The sequence below is a fragment of the Streptococcus oralis subsp. oralis genome, assembly GCF_002096455.1.
Taxonomy (GTDB): Bacteria; Bacillota; Bacilli; order Lactobacillales; family Streptococcaceae; genus Streptococcus; species Streptococcus oralis_CY.
In genome coordinates this window covers 741,311-758,489 of record NZ_NCUL01000008.1, presented here as the reverse complement: position 1 = coordinate 758,489, position 17,179 = coordinate 741,311, and the positions used below count along the sequence as shown (strand labels likewise).

General features: G+C 40.3%; 18 protein-coding genes. 17 read left to right on the top strand and 1 reads right to left on the bottom strand.

The window, feature by feature from the left end:
• Window positions 1-84: 84 nt before the first annotated feature.
• The 17 genes from B7720_RS08260 (at window position 85) to B7720_RS08180 (ending at window position 15,955) form a co-directional block, all read left to right on the top strand.
• On the top strand, window positions 85-921 hold the full coding sequence (locus tag B7720_RS08260) for an AraC family transcriptional regulator (RefSeq protein WP_061587033.1): 837 nt from the start codon (window positions 85-87) through the stop codon (window positions 919-921).
• A gap of 184 nt (window positions 922-1,105) precedes the next feature.
• Window positions 1,106-2,020: a peptidase gene (locus tag B7720_RS08255; protein WP_061587034.1), complete on the top strand. Its 915-nt coding sequence runs from the start codon at window positions 1,106-1,108 to the stop codon at window positions 2,018-2,020.
• Window positions 2,021-2,145: 125 nt separating this feature from the next.
• Window positions 2,146-2,688, top strand: coding sequence for a ClbS/DfsB family four-helix bundle protein (locus B7720_RS08250; RefSeq protein WP_084857472.1), 543 nt, complete (start codon window positions 2,146-2,148; stop codon window positions 2,686-2,688).
• Window positions 2,689-2,972: 284 nt separating this feature from the next.
• On the top strand, window positions 2,973-3,476 hold the full coding sequence (locus B7720_RS08245; RefSeq protein WP_084857470.1) for a hypothetical protein: 504 nt from the start codon (window positions 2,973-2,975) through the stop codon (window positions 3,474-3,476).
• An 86-nt stretch (window positions 3,477-3,562) separates the two neighbouring features.
• Window positions 3,563-3,979, top strand: coding sequence for an Imm70 family immunity protein (locus B7720_RS08240; protein WP_084857468.1), 417 nt, complete (start codon window positions 3,563-3,565; stop codon window positions 3,977-3,979).
• A gap of 66 nt (window positions 3,980-4,045) precedes the next feature.
• A complete protein-coding gene (gene pynA, locus B7720_RS08235; RefSeq protein WP_049520328.1) occupies window positions 4,046-4,738 on the top strand; it encodes a pyrimidine 5'-nucleotidase PynA in 693 nt (230 codons plus the stop codon).
• A 23-nt stretch (window positions 4,739-4,761) separates the two neighbouring features.
• Complete coding sequence (locus B7720_RS08230) at window positions 4,762-5,055, top strand: hypothetical protein (protein ID WP_049520327.1); 294 nt, start codon at window positions 4,762-4,764, stop codon at window positions 5,053-5,055.
• A gap of 119 nt (window positions 5,056-5,174) precedes the next feature.
• A complete protein-coding gene (locus B7720_RS08225; protein ID WP_084857766.1) occupies window positions 5,175-5,828 on the top strand; it encodes a uracil-DNA glycosylase in 654 nt (217 codons plus the stop codon).
• Between the two features lie 9 nt (window positions 5,829-5,837).
• Window positions 5,838-6,302 (top strand): NUDIX hydrolase, encoded by a 465-nt coding sequence (locus tag B7720_RS08220; protein ID WP_084857466.1) that lies wholly within the window; start codon window positions 5,838-5,840, stop codon window positions 6,300-6,302.
• A gap of 12 nt (window positions 6,303-6,314) precedes the next feature.
• A complete protein-coding gene (locus tag B7720_RS08215) occupies window positions 6,315-7,583 on the top strand; it encodes a dihydroorotase (protein ID WP_044020770.1) in 1,269 nt (422 codons plus the stop codon).
• 41 nt (window positions 7,584-7,624) lie between these two features.
• Window positions 7,625-8,965 carry an MATE family efflux transporter gene (locus tag B7720_RS08210; RefSeq protein WP_000283627.1) on the top strand — a complete coding sequence of 447 codons (1,341 nt, stop codon included), beginning with the start codon at window positions 7,625-7,627 and terminating at the stop codon, window positions 8,963-8,965.
• A 179-nt stretch (window positions 8,966-9,144) separates the two neighbouring features.
• Window positions 9,145-10,113: a thiamine pyrophosphate-dependent dehydrogenase E1 component subunit alpha gene (locus B7720_RS08205; RefSeq protein ID WP_000105373.1), complete on the top strand. Its 969-nt coding sequence runs from the start codon at window positions 9,145-9,147 to the stop codon at window positions 10,111-10,113.
• Window positions 10,114-10,129: 16 nt separating this feature from the next.
• Window positions 10,130-11,122 (top strand): alpha-ketoacid dehydrogenase subunit beta, encoded by a 993-nt coding sequence (locus tag B7720_RS08200; protein ID WP_008808674.1) that lies wholly within the window; start codon window positions 10,130-10,132, stop codon window positions 11,120-11,122.
• 108 nt (window positions 11,123-11,230) lie between these two features.
• Complete coding sequence (locus B7720_RS08195) at window positions 11,231-12,274, top strand: dihydrolipoamide acetyltransferase (protein WP_000752714.1); 1,044 nt, start codon at window positions 11,231-11,233, stop codon at window positions 12,272-12,274.
• 45 nt (window positions 12,275-12,319) lie between these two features.
• On the top strand, window positions 12,320-14,023 hold the full coding sequence (gene lpdA, locus B7720_RS08190; RefSeq protein WP_001162881.1) for a dihydrolipoyl dehydrogenase: 1,704 nt from the start codon (window positions 12,320-12,322) through the stop codon (window positions 14,021-14,023).
• Window positions 14,024-14,218: 195 nt separating this feature from the next.
• Window positions 14,219-15,208: a lipoate--protein ligase gene (locus B7720_RS08185; RefSeq protein WP_000874005.1), complete on the top strand. Its 990-nt coding sequence runs from the start codon at window positions 14,219-14,221 to the stop codon at window positions 15,206-15,208.
• A 105-nt stretch (window positions 15,209-15,313) separates the two neighbouring features.
• A complete protein-coding gene (locus B7720_RS08180) occupies window positions 15,314-15,955 on the top strand; it encodes a hypothetical protein (protein WP_070800460.1) in 642 nt (213 codons plus the stop codon).
• A 78-nt stretch (window positions 15,956-16,033) separates the two neighbouring features.
• Here the strand turns inward: B7720_RS08180 and xerS are convergent, their stop codons facing one another.
• Window positions 16,034-17,104, bottom strand: a complete 1,071-nt coding sequence (gene xerS / locus B7720_RS08175; protein ID WP_084857463.1) for a tyrosine recombinase XerS — start codon at window positions 17,102-17,104, stop codon at window positions 16,034-16,036.
• Window positions 17,105-17,179: the final 75 nt, after the last annotated feature.

The window sequence follows — 17,179 nt, the reverse complement described above, 5'->3', positions numbered from 1 at the left end:
TAGAATCAGAAGAACCAGCGTTAATTTTCCTATTCACACTTTGTTTTTAACGGCCTTAGTATCTTTTATGAGGTGAAAAAGAATATGATGCATCAATTCAATCAAACCATGGATTATTTGGAGCAGCAGCTGACTGGAGAAGTGGATATGAAAAGATTTCAGCAGCTATCAGGCTATTCTTATCCTCTTTTTAGCAGAATCTTTTCCATCATGGCTGATATGACATTAGCAGAATACTTGCGCAATCGCAGGCTATCAGAAGCTGTGACAGACTTGCGGGAAAGCTCTGACAAAATCATTGACATAGCAATGAAGTACGGCTACGAATCTGCGGATTCCTTCAGCGCAGCCTTCAAGAAATTCCATGGGGCAACACCCTCAGAAGTTCGAAATGGAAAACCTTATCGGGTTTTTCCTAGACTTCAATTATCCTTAAAGATTACAGGAGGAAAGAACATGGATATCAAGATTCAAAAGAAACCTGCATTTACCGTTGCAGGTGTTCTATTGGAAGCTATTGACAATAGCAAATGCCCGTCTGCTTGGGAGCAACTCTATGCAACTCACAGTTTTGAAAGCCTAGAAGGTTTGGGTAGCGGTCAATCCTTTGGCGTCTGCTCGGATGTCAAAGAAGGTGAAATTATCGACTATATGGCTACTTACGATGTGACGGATAAAGTCAAAGCAGAAGAGCTAGGTCTGTCCATCAAAGATATCCCAGCCGCTGAATATGCTATCGTACCAGTCAAAGGTCCTATACCAGCTAGCATTCACAATGCTTGGAAATATGTTTTGGAAGTCTTTTTCCCAGAAACTGGTTATCGCCATTCAGGAGCCCCAGACTTTGAAGTTTATTTCGAAGGAGATATGTCGTCACCAGACTACCAAATGGAACTCTGGATACCAGTGATCAAGGGCTAGATCATTTTCTGATTTTTTATAAAGATGCAAACCGAACTCTGTAGAAAGAATCTCTACAGAGTTTTTAATTGTTGACATTCATGACTATAAATCACAAATACCCATATTTTTTGTTTGGATTTTATTGGGCATGCGAATAGTTTTCTCGGTATAATAGTCCCATAGAAGATAAGGAGGCAGGGATATGCAGATGTATTTTGGAGATGTGTCACTTTGCTATAGTTATTCATTGGCAATGGCACTGGATGCCTATGGTTATGACTTTAAAGCAGAGTTTTTAGAGGCAATCATGGTAATGGGCAATGGCGCTAGTATCGTAAAGGAAGATGAACAACACCCTCTAGTATTCTTTGATAATGGTATGCCAGATCTTTCTATCTCTCATTCTTTAAAAATACTAGGGTTTGACTATGAGGATTTCTATCTAAAAGATGGAGCTGAAGTAGATTTAGAAGAGATTAAAGGAAAGTTGGAAACCTTTCTGTCCAATGGACCTGTCGTACTGGGACCTCTTGATATGGGGCATCTGACCTACAATCCCAATCACACAATCCTTTATGGTGTGGATCATTTTGTAACCGTGTATGGTATTGATGAGCAGTACCTTTATTTGCATGATCCAGCTGGTTTTGCCTGTATGAAGGTTGCTTTTAATGACATACTAGAAGCCTGGAAGGCAGAGGCTATTGACTATAAGCGTGGAGCTTATTCCATGTGGGGAAATTTTAAGAAGGTCAAGAGTCCTAGTCAGTCTGAAATCTATCAGGAAACAGCAAGGATTATGAAAAACCGATATCTGAATGGTCAAAATGGTGTTTTGGAATGCTATGCAAAATCAGTTGCTGAAAACGGCTTAAATACCGAGCAAAAACAATTGCATCAGTATTTCAGCTTTAAACTTGCTGCTGTTCGAAATCTCTATCTCAGTAAGTTCTTAAAAGATCATGATCCAGAAGGGGCAAGATTAAAAGAGGAATTGGCTACTCTATTTGGTCAAGCCCACCTTTCATGTTTAAAAGAAGATTACCAAGAACTGTCCCACTTGCTCTATCAGATAGCAGAAGTGGACAGTCTCTTTAAAGATTTATATGTAAAGTAGTGACTATAAGCATAAAAAATAGTTAGTAAAAGCAGTTTTTCATAAAATGGAGAACTGCTTTTTGATTATGGTATAATGAAGTAAGAAAATAGCTTATTCTAGTTGAAAATGAAGGGAGAACTCCTATGCCTAGACCAAAAACAAAAGAGGAATTAGTACTAGCCTCTAAGGAAAATTATGAGAAGCTCAATCTCCTCATTTCTCAGTTAAGTGAAGAGGAGCTACAGACTACTTTTGATTTTTCAAAAGACCAAAAGAAAAAAGAAGCTCACTGGAATAGAGATAAAAATCTACGGGATGTCCTGATCCATCTCTATGAGTGGCATCAGTTACTTTTGACCTGGGTACATTCCAATCAAAAGGGGCATGAAAGACCTTTTCTACCTGAGCCTTATAATTGGAAAACTTATGGGGAAATGAATGTCGCTATTTGGAAGAAGCACCAGAAAACGTCTTTAGAAGAAGCGACTAAACTACTAGAGCAATCGCATGAAGAGGTTTTAGAGTTGATGGAAGGCTTTAGCAATGACCAACTTTTTACCAAAGGTTTCTACAAGTGGACGGGAGGGACAAGTCTAGGTTCCTACTTTGTCAGTAGTACCTCCAGTCACTATGACTGGGCTCTGAAAAAACTCAAAGCTCATCAGAAAAATTGTAAGTCCTACTAGTTAAAGTGAGTATGAAGTTTAGAAAAAGGTCTTCTAAGCTTCGAATAGCTTCATTCTCGTGATTTTAGAGCCATTCTAGCTTTAGAATCCTTTAAAAATCAAATTTTAAGGCTATCATAAACTTAGAATAGCACCAAAACATTTATATCAATGCAATTCTAAATTTAGAATTACACTGATATTAAAGGAATTGAACTGTTCGATGTTTAGAATGCCTTTGTTCTGAGAAATGTTGACTTGAAACGGATTCGAAAGGCTTATTTCTGATATAGGATGATAGATAGATGGTGGAAATGATGAACATACAAAAAGAGAAAGTCAGAAAAGAGTTGGTGTCCGTCTGTTTGGGAGAGTTCACAGCCGTCCTATCTATTTGGTTTTGTTTTTTCCTTTTGAAAAATCGGCTTGGTGATGTGAATAGTCTAGTAACCATTCTCTATCCTCTGTCTTTACTGACATTTATTTTGCTTCAAGGTTCAATCTATTGGGCGATTTTGATTAGAAGACTGTCAAATCCCCAGTTCGGAAGTGGAACTGTTCCCAAACTATATGGTTGTTTCAGAATACTAGACCTTGTTTTACTTATTTCAGGCTTTCCTTTTATAGTCTGGAACACACAGAGTGTTCGAGTGGCTATTATAGCCACACTAATACAGCTTTTTGCCCTTATCGAATGGGTTAATTATTTCCTCCTACGTTTATCCTATAGTCTGAACCCACTTGTTTTATGGAAACGAATTACTAAGGGAAAACTTGAAAAGAGTAGAATAGCCAAGGAGTTGGGGTAAGGGAGAATGAATGTATGTTTTAGATACTATCAATATAAAACTTTAGTTGACGTTAAATAATATTAAAAATGAGTAGGAGAATATCTATGTCTGTAGGGTTAATGGTTGGTTATAATTGGTGGACTATAGGAGAAGGGAGTCTTTTTAATTCATTCTTTTCGACTATTTATGTTCGCTTAGAGAATAATGAGTGGGGAAGTAGATACCCAGTAATAATGAATAAGCTTTACTGGGGAGATGTTTCTTTTGAATCTATTGAAAGAGGAATAGAGGAGTTGGTATCTATCCAAGAGGAGTTGAAAAAATTTCTCCCTCAGGATGTTATATGGGATTTTGAAGATTTGTCACTCACTCCTCCTTGGGGAAATAATATCGCAGAGCATATAACAAATTTATCGCATTATTTCATAACGAGTTCCGGAAAAGATTTAATAGAAGTTTTGCTGACTAGTTTTAGATTTGCACTTGAGCACGGTCAAAATGTGAGTGTAAAAAGTATTTGAAACTCAATAAATCAAAGATTCATTTATGCTATAATATTCTTAATGAATTTTCAGAAAGGAAACTCAATGCCCTACAAATTTCTACTCTTCGACCTTGACCACACCTTGCTTGATTTTGATGCTGCTGAGGATGTAGCTTTGACACAACTTCTAAAAGAAGAAGGAGTTGCGGATATCCAAGCCTATAAAGACTATTACGTTCCTATGAACAAGGCTCTCTGGAAGGACTTGGAGCAAAAGAAAATCCGTAAACAAGAACTGGTTAACACGCGCTTTTCTCGTTTATTTGCTCATTTTGGACAGGAAAAAGATGGTAGGTTACTTGCCCAGCGTTACCAATTTTACTTAGCCCAACAGGGACAAACTCTTTCGGGTGCTCATGAACTCTTGGACAGCCTCATCGAACGTGATTATGACTTGTATGCTGCGACAAATGGCATTACTGCCATTCAGACGGGACGTTTGGCTCAATCTGGTCTGGCTCCCTATTTCAACCAAGTCTTTATCTCTGAACAGTTGCAAACACAAAAACCTGATGCACTATTCTATGAAAAAATCGGTCAGCAGATTGCAGGATTTGATAAAGAAAAGACGCTGATGATTGGAGATTCCTTAACTGCCGACATTCAAGGTGGCAATAATGCTGACATTGACACTATCTGGTACAACCCTCAACGAATCGAAAATCACACACAAGCCCAGCCAACTTATGAAGTCCATTCTTACCAAGACTTGCTAGATTGTTTGGATGCTATGTAGTGCTTTTCCTAAGAGGGGATGATATGGAAACTAAAGTCATTGAAGAGATTGACAATTTACTAAACCTCATCGAGCAGTATCAGTTAAAAGGTGTGGTTGCTCAAGTAAATTCGTTAAAAGAGTTAAAGTATATCATAAGCAATCATATAGAGTTAAGTACTCGAGAGAAGATGAATATCCACTATTCACTCTTTCTCCCTAGGGGTGGTTTATCTGAACTCTACTATATGGACGCTAATTTTGAACGGATGATGTCTGTAAATAATCAACTTTCCTATGCTATTGATACAATCGAAAAGTTTTTAATGGCTGATTGATACTGTGAATACTAATGTCAAATAATAGGGTCAATAACAGTATATATAAGAACTGTAAAAAGTGGTTTAGATAGCCACTTTTTGCTATAATAGAGGCAGTAAAAATGAAGGAGTTGGCGATGCAACACTCATCATGGCATGCTTTGATTAAGGAGCAATTACCTGAAGGTTATTTCGGGAAAATCAATCAGTTTATGGAGCAGGTCTATGCTCTGGGAACTGTTTATCCACCTAAGGAAAAAGTTTTTCAGGCTCTCTTGACTACACCGCTTGAAGAAGTTAAGGTGGTAATTCTAGGGCAAGACCCTTATCACGGGCCAGGTCAAGCACAGGGCTTGAGTTTTTCGGTTCCAGATGCTATTCCAGCTCCGCCATCCTTGCAAAATATCTTGAAAGAATTAGGAGATGATATTGGAGTTAAAGCATCCCATGATTTGACCGCTTGGGCTGAGCAAGGAGTTTTACTTCTCAATGCTTGTTTGACGGTTCCTTCTGGGCAGGCAAATGGTCATGCTGGGCAGATTTGGGAGCCTTTTACAGATGCAGTGATTCAGGTTGTCAATAATCTCGATAGACCGGTCGTCTTTGTACTCTGGGGTGCTTATGCACGCAAGAAGAAGGCCCTGGTTACCAATCCTCATCACTTGATTATCGAATCAGCCCACCCAAGTCCTTTGTCAGTTTATAGAGGATTTTGGGGTTCCAAGCCTTTTTCCAAGGCCAATGCATTCTTAAGAGAGACAGGACAAGAGCCAATCGATTGGCTTAGATAAGGAGAGAAGATGCCTCAGTTAGCGACGATTTGCTACATTGATAACGGAAAAGAACTACTCATGCTCCATCGCAATAAAAAGCCCAATGATGTCCATGCAGGCAAATGGATTGGTGTGGGTGGTAAGCTAGAGCGTGGAGAGACGCCTCAGGAATGCGCAGCGCGTGAAATTTTTGAAGAAACAGGTTTGAAAGCCAAGCCTGTTCTAAAAGGCGTTATTACTTTTCCTGAATTTACGCCTGATTTAGACTGGTACACTTATGTTTTTAAGGTGACAGAGTTTGAGGGTGACTTGATTGACTGCAATGAGGGGACCTTAGAATGGGTTCCCTATGATGAGGTCTTGAGCAAGCCGACTTGGGAGGGTGATCACACTTTTGTTGAGTGGCTTTTAGAGGACAGACCCTTCTTTTCAGCCAAGTTTGTTTATGATGGGGATAAATTATTGGATACCCAAGTCGATTTCTATGAATAAAGGAGAAAGCAGATGCTACTTATCAAAAATGGTCGTGTAATGGATCCCAAGTCTGGTTTGGATCAAGTGTGTGATGTTTTAGTGCAAGATGGGAAAATTGTCAAGATTGCTCCCGAAATCAAGGAAGAAGGAGCAGAGCTAATTGATGCTACTGGTCTTGTAGTTGCGCCTGGACTAGTGGATATTCATGTTCATTTCCGTGAACCTGGTCAAACCCACAAGGAGGACATCCATACTGGGGCACTAGCGGCTGCTGCAGGTGGTTTTACAACGGTTGTCATGATGGCTAATACTAGTCCAACCATTTCGGACGTAGAGACTTTGAAAGAAGTTCTCCAGTCTGCTGCCAAGGAAAAGATTAACGTCAAGACAGTTGCGACTATTACCAAGAACTTTAATGGCCAAGACTTGACAGACTTTAAGGCTCTTTTAGAAGCTGGAGCCGTTGGTTTTTCAGATGATGGAATTCCGCTTGAAAGTAGTAAAGTGGTTAAGGAAGCAATGGTAGAAGCCAAAAAACTCAATACCTTTATCTGCCTTCATGAGGAAGATCCAGGTTTGAATGGAATTCTTGGCTTTAACGAAAACATCGCTAAAGAACATTTCCATATCTGTGGAGCGACAGGAGTGGCTGAGTACGCTATGATTGCGCGCGATGTTATGATTGCCTATGCAACCAAGGCCCATGTTCACATTCAGCATTTGTCTAAGGAAGAAAGTGTCAAGGTGGTGGAGTTTGCTCAAGGACTAGGTGCGCAGGTCACAGCAGAAGTAGCGCCACAGCATTTCTCTAAGACAGAAGCTCTTCTTTTAACTCAAGGAAGCAATGCCAAAATGAATCCTCCACTTCGTTTGGAGTCAGACCGTCGTGCCGTTATCGAAGGTCTCAAGTCAGGTGTTATCACAGTTATCGCAACGGACCACGCGCCTCACCATGCAGATGAGAAAAATGTTGAAGATATCACCAAAGCACCATCTGGTATGACAGGTTTGGAAACCTCTCTTTCTCTTGGTTTGACTTATTTGGTGGAAGCTGGTGAGTTGAGCTTGATGGAATTGCTAGAAAAAATGACTGTCAATCCAGCCAAGCTTTACAACTTTGAAGCAGGTTACTTGGCTGAGAATGGTCCAGCGGATATCACTATCTTTGACGCTAAGGCTGACCGCCTTGTGGACTCCCATTTTGCGTCAAAAGCAGCTAATTCCCCATTTATCGGTGAAACTTTAAAAGGGCAGGTTAAATATACCATCTGCAAGGGACAAATTGTCTACCAAAACTAGATGGGATTCTGCTCTAGAAACTATAAGAATAGAGAGCGTATATGTATCCAACCCATCAATTTAAAGACAAGTTTGTCTTATTTCTTAAGATATTTTTCCCTATTCTGATCTATCAATTTGCCAATTATTCTGCCTCTTTTGTTGATACAACCATGACTGGGCAGTACAATACCATGGACTTGGCGGGGGTGTCAACCGCAACGAGTCTATGGAATCCTTTCTTTACTTTTTTAACAGGGATTGTTTCGGCCATGGTTCCCATCATAGGCCATCATCTGGGACGGGGCAAAAAGGAAGAAGTAGCATCTGATTTTTACCAATTTATCTACTTGGCTTTCGGACTGTCTTTGGTCTTGCTTGGAATGGTAGTATTCTTAGCGCCACCTGTCTTAACCAACATCGGACTAGAAGCTCAAGTGGCAGCAGTTGCAGTTTCCTATCTTTGGTACCTGTCTATCGGGATTATTCCCTTGTTGCTGTTCAGTGTCATTCGCTCTTTGTTGGATTCTCTTGGATTGACCAAGCTATCTATGTACCTCATGCTCCTATTACTTCCGCTCAATAGTGGTTTTAACTATCTCTTGATATATGGAGCTTTCGGTTTCCCTGAGCTTGGTGGCGCAGGAGCAGGACTAGGAACTTCACTAGCCTATTGGGTTTTATTGGGGATTTCTATTCTTGTTTTATTCAAACAAGAAAGGTTAAAAGCGTTACATCTTGAAAAACGCATTCCACTAAATATAGATAAAATCAAGGAAGGTGTTCGATTAGGTCTACCAATCGGGGGAACCGTATTTGCTGAAGTAGCCATTTTCTCCGTGGTTGGACTAATCATGGCTAAGTTTTCATCGCTCATCATTGCCAGTCACCAGTCAGCTATGAATTTTTCGAGTCTCATGTATGCTTTTCCTATGAGTATTTCCTCTGCTATGGCGATTGTTGTGTCTTACGAGGTGGGGGCCAAACGTTTTGAGGATGCAAAAATCTATGCTCGTCTGGGGAGAGTAACCGCCCTTATTTTTGCAGGTCTTACCCTATCTTTTCTCTACATTTTTAGAGATCGTGTAGCAAGTCTATATGGGAATGACTCTCAGTTCATTGAAACAACTGCTGTATTTCTAACCTACAGTCTCTTTTTCCAGCTAGCTGATACCTTTGCGGCTCCGCTCCAAGGAATTTTAAGAGGGTATAAGGACACTATCGTTCCTTTCTATCTTGGCTTAATCGGATATTGGGGAGTAGCGATACCACTAGGATATCTACTAGATCAAGTAACTGACTTAGGGGCATTTGCCTACTGGATTGGGTTAATTGCCAGCTTGATTGTTTCTGGTTGTTTGTATCAATGGCGTTTGAAAACCGTAATGAAAAGATTGAGCTAATTTTAAGAAATTATCCTGAAAAAACAACTTTGTGAAAAAAAGCTCTAACTAGAGAGAATCCCTGTTTTAACAGGGATTTATTTTTTTATATTGTGAAATTTTATTAGCCATATACTTTGACAGTGTATACTAAAAAAGGTAAAATAGTAAGGTAAGAACAAAGTTAGAAAGGCAAGATTATGTCAACTTTAGATAAGAATCTTTTGCTAGAGATGTTCCGTAAGATGGAAGAAATCCGTCGCATGGACTTAAAAATTGCTCAGTTAGTGAAAAAGGGAAAAGTTCCCGGTATGACTCACTTTTCTGTCGGAGAGGAAGCTGCTAACGTCGGAGCAATGCTGGCTCTTAATCCAGATGATCTGATTACCTCAAATCACCGTGGACATGGACAGGCCATTGCTAAGGGGATTGACCTCAATGGAATGATGGCTGAAATCCTCGGGAAATACACTGGAACCTGTAAAGGAAAAGGTGGTTCTATGCATATCGCTGACCTGGATGCTGGTAACCTTGGTGCCAATGGTATCGTAGGTGGTGGTATGGGAATCGCTGTTGGTGCAGCCCTCAGTCAGCAAATGCAAAACACTGGAAAAATCGTCGTTTGCTTCTTTGGAGATGGTGCGACCAACGAAGGTGTCTTCCACGAAGCAGTCAACATGGCTTCTATTTGGAACTTGCCAGTTGTTTTCTACTGCATTAACAACGGTTATGGGATCTCTGCGGATATCAAGAAAATGACCAATGTAGAGCATATCCATCAACGTAGTGCGGCATATGGAATTCCTGGAATGTTTATCGAAGATGGGAACAACGTCATCGATGTCTATGAAGGATTTAAGAAAGCTGTAGATCATGTTCGTGGTGGCAATGGCCCAGTCTTGATCGAAAGTGTAACCTATCGCTGGCTTGGCCACTCATCATCTGACCCTGGTAAATATCGTACTCGTGAAGAAGTGGAATTGTGGAAACAAAAAGACCCAATCGAAAACCTTCGCAAATACCTCATTGAAAACAATATTGCAAGTGCAGAAGAATTGGAAGAAATTCAAGCACAAGTCAAGGAAGCAGTAGAAGCTTCTGTTAAATTTGCAGAAGAAAGCCCATTCCCACCACTAGAATCAGCATTTGAAGATATTTACGCAGACTAAGGAGAAAGAGATAAAAATGGAAACAAAAACAATGTCGTTCCGTGACACCATTATCCTTGCTATGTCTGAGGAAATGCGTCGCGATGAAAATGTATTCTTGATGGGAGAAGACGTCGGTGTCTTTGGAGGAGACTTCGGAACTTCTGTTGGAATGCTCGAAGAATTTGGTCCAGAACGTGTTCGTGACTGTCCGATTTCTGAAGCTGCTATCTCAGGTGCAGCAGCAGGAGCAGCCATGACAGGACTTCGTCCAATCGTCGATATGACCTTCATGGACTTCTCGGTCATTGCCATGGACAATATCGTCAACCAAGCTGCTAAAACACGTTACATGTTTGGTGGGAAAGGTCAGGTTCCAATGACTGTCCGATGTGCAGCTGGTAACGGAGTTGGTTCTGCAGCTCAGCACTCTCAGTCTCTAGAGTCTTGGTTCACACACATCCCAGGTCTTAAGGTTGTAGCTCCAGGTACACCTGCTGACATGAAAGGACTTCTCAAGTCTTCTATCCGTGATAACAACCCTGTTATCATCCTTGAATACAAGTCAGAATTTAACCAAAAAGGGGAAGTGCCAGTTGATCCAGACTATACAATCCCACTTGGGGTTGGGGAAATCAAACGCGAAGGTACAGATGTAACAGTCGTTACTTATGGAAAAATGCTTCGCCGTGTGGTTCAAGCTGCTGAAGAATTAGCAGAAGAGGGAATTTCAGTTGAAATTGTGGACCCACGTACCCTCGTTCCACTTGATAAGGATATCATCATTAACTCAGTGAAGAAGACTGGTAAGGTCGTTCTGGTCAACGACGCCCACAAAACAAGTGGCTATATCGGAGAGATTTCAGCTATTATTTCAGAATCAGAAGCATTTGATTATCTAGACGCACCAATCCGCCGTTGCGCCGGAGAAGATGTGCCAATGCCTTACGCGCAAAACCTTGAAAATGCAATGATTCCAACAGTTGAAAGCATCAAAGATACAATCCGTAAGACATATAACAAAGAATAATACATAATATAAGTTATGTAAATAAAATAAAAAAGACGAGAAACTTTGTATCTTTTAGGTGCAGAACTCTTTTCGTCCTTAATATCTTAGTATAGAATTGGAGAGGTCATGGCTGATGACAAGCTAAGAGCGACTCCTGCGGCTAGAAAGTTAGCGGATGATCTAGGAATCAACCTCTACGACGTTTCTGGCTCAGGTGCAAACGGTCGTGTCCACAAAGAAGACGTGGAAACTTATAAAGACACAAACGTGGTTCGCATTTCGCCACTTGCAAAACGAATTGCCCTCGAACATAACATTGCTTGGCAGGAAATCCAAGGAACGGGTCATCGTGGTAAGATCATGAAGAAGGACGTTTTGGCCTTGCTTCCTGAAAATATCGAAAACGACACCATCAAGTCTCCTGCTCAAATCGAAAAAGTGGAAGAAGTTCCAGACAATATCACTCCTTATGGTGAGATTGAGCGTATTCCAATGACACCAATGCGTAAGGTTATCGCGCAACGTATGGTTGAATCTTACCTAACTGCGCCAACTTTCACACTCAACTATGAAGTTGATATGACTGAAATGCTGGCCCTTCGTAAGAAGGTTCTTGATCCGATTATGGAAGCGACTGGTAAGAAGACTACTGTAACAGACCTTCTTTCACTCGCTGTTGTGAAAACATTGATGAAACACCCATACATCAACGCTTCATTGACAGAAGACGGCAAGACCATTATCACTCATAACTATGTCAACCTTGCGATGGCAGTTGGTATGGATAATGGATTGATGACACCTGTTGTCTATAATGCTGAAAAAATGAGCTTGTCAGAGTTGGTCGTAGCCTTTAAGGATGTGATTGGTCGTACCTTGGACGGTAAATTGGCTCCAAGCGAACTGCAAAATTCAACCTTCACAATCAGTAACTTGGGAATGTTTGGCGTTCAGTCCTTCGGTCCGATTATTAACCAACCAAACTCAGCTATCCTCGGGGTTAGCTCAACAGTTGAGAAACCTGTAGTTGTCAATGGTGAGATTGTTATTCGTCCTATCATGAGCCTGGGGTTAACTATTGACCACCGTGTCGTAGATGGTATGGCTGGTGCTAAGTTTATGAAAGACTTGAAAGCCTTAATTGAGAACCCAATCTCAATGTTGGTTTAAAAATACAGTATTTATTTTTAGAGATATAGATAAAGGAAGTAAGACATGGCCTTAGAAGTAATTATGCCAAAAGCCGGCGTGGATATGACAGAAGGACAAATCGTCCAATGGAATAAGAAAGTCGGAGAATTTGTAAAAGAAGGAGAAATCCTTTTGGAAATCATGACTGACAAAGTCAGCATGGAATTGGAAGCCGAAGAAGATGGATACTTGATTGCCATCCTCAAAGGAGATGGTGAAACTGTTCCAGTAACTGAAGTTATCGGTTACCTTGGAGAAGAAGGGGAAAACATCCCAACAGCTGGAGCAGCTGCGCCAGAATCAAAACCTGCACCTGCAGCTAGTGCCTCAAACGACGATGGTAAGAGCGATGATGCCTTTGATATCGTTGTGATTGGTGGAGGTCCTGCTGGTTATGTTGCAGCCATTAAAGCTGCCCAACTCGGTGGGAAGGTTGCCCTTGTTGAGAAATCTGAACTCGGTGGAACGTGTTTGAACCGTGGCTGTATCCCAACGAAGACCTACCTTCACAATGCTGAAATCATCGAAAATATCGGTCATGCAGCAAACCGAGGTATCGTCATCGAAAATCCAAACTTCACTGTAGATATGGATAAACTTTTAGAGACAAAATCTAAGGTTGTCAATACTTTGGTTGGTGGTGTTGCAGGTCTTCTTCGTAGTTACGGAGTTACTGTTCATAAGGGAATTGGTACAATCACTAAAGATAAGAATGTCTTGGTAAATGGTTCTGAATTGCTTGAAACCAAGAAAATTATCCTTGCCGGTGGTTCAAAAGTCAGCAAGATCAACGTTCCTGGTATGGAATCTCCACTTGTCATGACCAGTGATGACATTCTTGAAATGAACGAAGTACCAGAAAGCCTCGTAATCATCGGTGGTGGGGTTGTCGGTATCGAACTCGGCCAAGCATTCATGACATTTGGTTCAAAAGTAACTGTTATCGAAATGATGGACCGTATCGTTCCAGCTATGGATGCGGAAGTGTCTAAGAATCTTCGCTTGATTCTTGAGCGTAAAGGTATGACTATCTTGACAGGTACAAAATTGCAAGAAATCATCGAAGAAAATGGTCAACTTCGTATCAAGGTTGAAGGAAAAGACGATATCATCGCTAGCAAAGCTCTTCTTTCAATCGGTCGTGTACCAGACCTTGAAGGAATTGGCGATGTTGAGTTTGAATTGGATCGTGGTCGTATTAAGGTCAATGAGTACATGGAAACTTCTGTTCCTGGAATCTACGCACCAGGTGACATCAACGGTACTAAAATGTTGGCGCACGCAGCCTTCCGTATGGGGGAAGTTGCTGCTGAAAATGCCCTCAAAGGAAACCATGCTGTTGCTAAATTGAACTTGACTCCAGCAGCTATCTACACTCTCCCTGAAGTAGCAGCAGTAGGTCTGACTGAAGAACAAGCACGTGAGAAATACGATGTTGCAATCGGTAAATTCAACTTTGCAGCCAACGGTCGTGCCATTGCATCTGATGCTGCTCAAGGTTTCGTAAAAGTTATCGCTGATAAGAAATACGGGGAAATCCTTGGTGTGCACATCATTGGTCCTGCAGCCGCAGAATTGATTAACGAGGCATCAAGCATTATCGAAATGGAAATCACTGTTGAGGAAATGCTGAAGACCATCCACGGACACCCAACCTACTCTGAAGTGATGTACGAAGCATTTGCAGATGTTCTAGGAATGGCTATCCATTCACCTAAGAAAAAATAAATAAGTTTTTCAACTAAATTTTCTTAAAGTAGTACGGACGGCAGCGACCTCTATTAGAGTTCCATGCCTAAAAATTGAGCCTCTTGTCTCAATTTTTCCGAGAAATGTAACGATAACACGTTACATTTCTTTTTACCACTTTAGAAAATTTGATTGCTATGAACAGATTTTAAAAACTAAATTTTTGGAAACACTATGAAATATATTATCAATCATTCAAACGACACTGCTTTTAATATCGCCTTGGAAGAATATGCCTTTAAACACTTACTAGATGAGGATCAAATCTTCCTTCTTTGGATTAACAAACCTTCTATCATTGTTGGTCGTCACCAGAATACTATCGAAGAAATCAACCGTGATTATGTTCGAGAAAATGGTATTGAGGTAGTCCGCCGTATCAGTGGTGGTGGAGCTGTTTATCACGATTTAAACAACCTCAACTACACCATCATTTCAAAAGAAGATGAAAACAAGGCCTTTGACTTCAAGAGCTTCTCAACTCCAGTTATCAATACCTTGGCTCAACTCGGTGTTAAAGCTGAGTTTACAGGCCGTAATGACCTTGAGATTGATGGCAAAAAATTCTGTGGCAATGCTCAAGCCTATATCAATGGGCGTATCATGCACCATGGTTGCTTGCTCTTTGACGTTGATTTGTCAGTTCTTGCTAACGCCCTCAAGGTTTCAAAGGATAAATTTGAGTCAAAAGGTGTCAAATCCGTCCGTGCCCGTGTAACAAATATTGTCAATGAATTGCCAGAAAAAATCACAGTTGAAGAATTCCGTGATTTGCTCTTGGAATACATGAAAAAAGAGTACCCAGAGATGACTGAATACGTTTTTTCTGAGCAAGAATTGGCTGAAATCAATCGTATCAAGGATACCAAGTTCGGTACTTGGAACTGGAACTACGGCAAATCACCTGAATTTAACGTCCGTCGTGGAACAAAATTCACCAGTGGTAAGGTCGAAGTTTTTGCCAACGTCATTGAATCAAAAATCCAAGATATCAAGATCTATGGGGACTTCTTTGGTATCGAGGACGTTGCAGCTGTAGAAGATGTCCTCCGTGGAGTGAAATACGAACGTGAAGATGTCCTCAAGTCACTAGAAACTATTGACATCACACGCTACTTTGCTGGTATTAGCCGTGAAGAAATCGCTGAAGCAGTAGTGGGGTAAGGAAAAAGAATCCATTTATGATGGATTCTTTTATTAGGGTTAAACTTAATAATCATGCTGATTAGATTATAATAGAGATGAAAAATGAAAAGGAGTTATTCATTAATGTTAGAAATTCCAGTAGAAAGTCTTAATCTATTTGAACAGTTAGACCGCAATGTTGTTGCTTTCTATAGAAATGAAGAAATTTATCAAACTGAAAGTTTAAATATAAGCATCACACAAGAACATTATGATAAGAAATACAAAGAGCTTCAACCTTTAGGATACCAAGCTGTTCAAATACCTTTAGGAATGGCTTTAGATAATGTAATCCAGCAAGCCCATTTTCAAAATCTTATAATTGGCGGTCTTCTCCCCGATGAAATCAAAGTAAACAAAGGGGACTTAATGTCTTTGAAAGATATTGTTGATAGTTTTTGTATTATGTATGCTGCAGCGAATAACCGACTAGAACATAGTAAGGCTTATGAATTTATGAAAGATAAGACAGTGTTCTTTATTGGTAAACTGTTAACTGACGATCTTAAAAATGGTGACGAAATTTCGTATATGGGAATCGAAAGAGAATCAGCTGATGGTACTTCTTATGAAGCAGTAAAATGTTTTCTAACTAAAGAGAGTGCTGAGCAGTACAATGATTCAAAAAAACCAGTAAGCCCAGCAAATCTAGCCTATCTGCAAGCCTTTTGGGGTAAACCAGTAATTATAGAGCCTCACCGTAACTACTGGATTGAGTTTAAATAAATAAAAAACGAAAGATAAAGGAATTGGTCTTTCGTTTTTTAGCAATAGTTGCTTTACATAATTTATAATATGTAACAATCATAAACTATCTAAAGCATTCTTTTGTTCATCATTGACGATATGGGTATAGAGGTCAGTGACTTGTGTACTGGCATGTCCTAGCTGATGGCTGACCAAAACTTGCGATTTAGTAGCATCATAGAGCCTAGTCGCCAGGGTATGGCGTAGTTTGTGTGGAGTTACACGGACTTTGAAGTCCTCAGAGTACTTAGCAACCATCTTTTCAACACTAGAAGCATCAATACGATTGGGAACGCCTCGATATAAGGTCAAAAAGAGAGCTGTATCTGTCTTTTCCGTCTTATAGCGTTGATTTCGAATGGCTAGATAATTTTCTAGGTAAGGCTTAGCAAAAGCAGCGACATTGACAGAATCACGTTTCCCCCCTTTTCGAGTGACATCGATCACCATCATTTTGAGATTGAGGTCTCTTAGATCTAGATTAACAGCTTCAGATAAGCGGACACCAGACGCTAGGAGAAGGGCAATAATGGCCAAATCACGTTCTTTGTTCTTATTAAATGATGAGAGAGCGCGATTTGAGAGCTGTTGTGGGTACTCCTGATCGATATAAGTTAGAAAACCTTCTGTTTCATCACCTAGAAAGAGTTTTTGCTTGATGTTTTCAGCTCTAGCAGCAAGTGTTTCTTTCTTTTTCTTGGTTGAAACTTTCTTCATTACATTACGATAGAAATAGGGTTCTCCCAGGTCGTTTTCAACCTCCTCTGTTAGATACTTGTAAAGACTAGAAAGTGCTGATAAGGTCCGATTGATGGTCGTCTGAGATACACCTTGCTTGGTTGTATTAGCATTCAGCAAAGGTCGTTCACGTAGATACAGGATAAAGGATTCCATATCTTTTTTAGACATATTTTCCAAGACAGATAAAGGAATATCAGACATTTTATCAGCATTTGAAATTCCAGACTCTAAAACCCAGCTGAAAAATCGATCGTATTCCTTGAGATATTCGTACAAGGTTGTAAAACTGTAGGGCACAGCAAGCTTGGATTGGTAGTATTCCAGAACATACCAGGGCATGATTTGTTTTAGTTTGTCGATTCGTTCCAGTAAAATCTCACGTTTCATGTATTTTCTCCATAATTAAGTCTACTAGTAGTATAGCATAGACTCATATATTTTTCAAGAAAATTATAGTTTTTC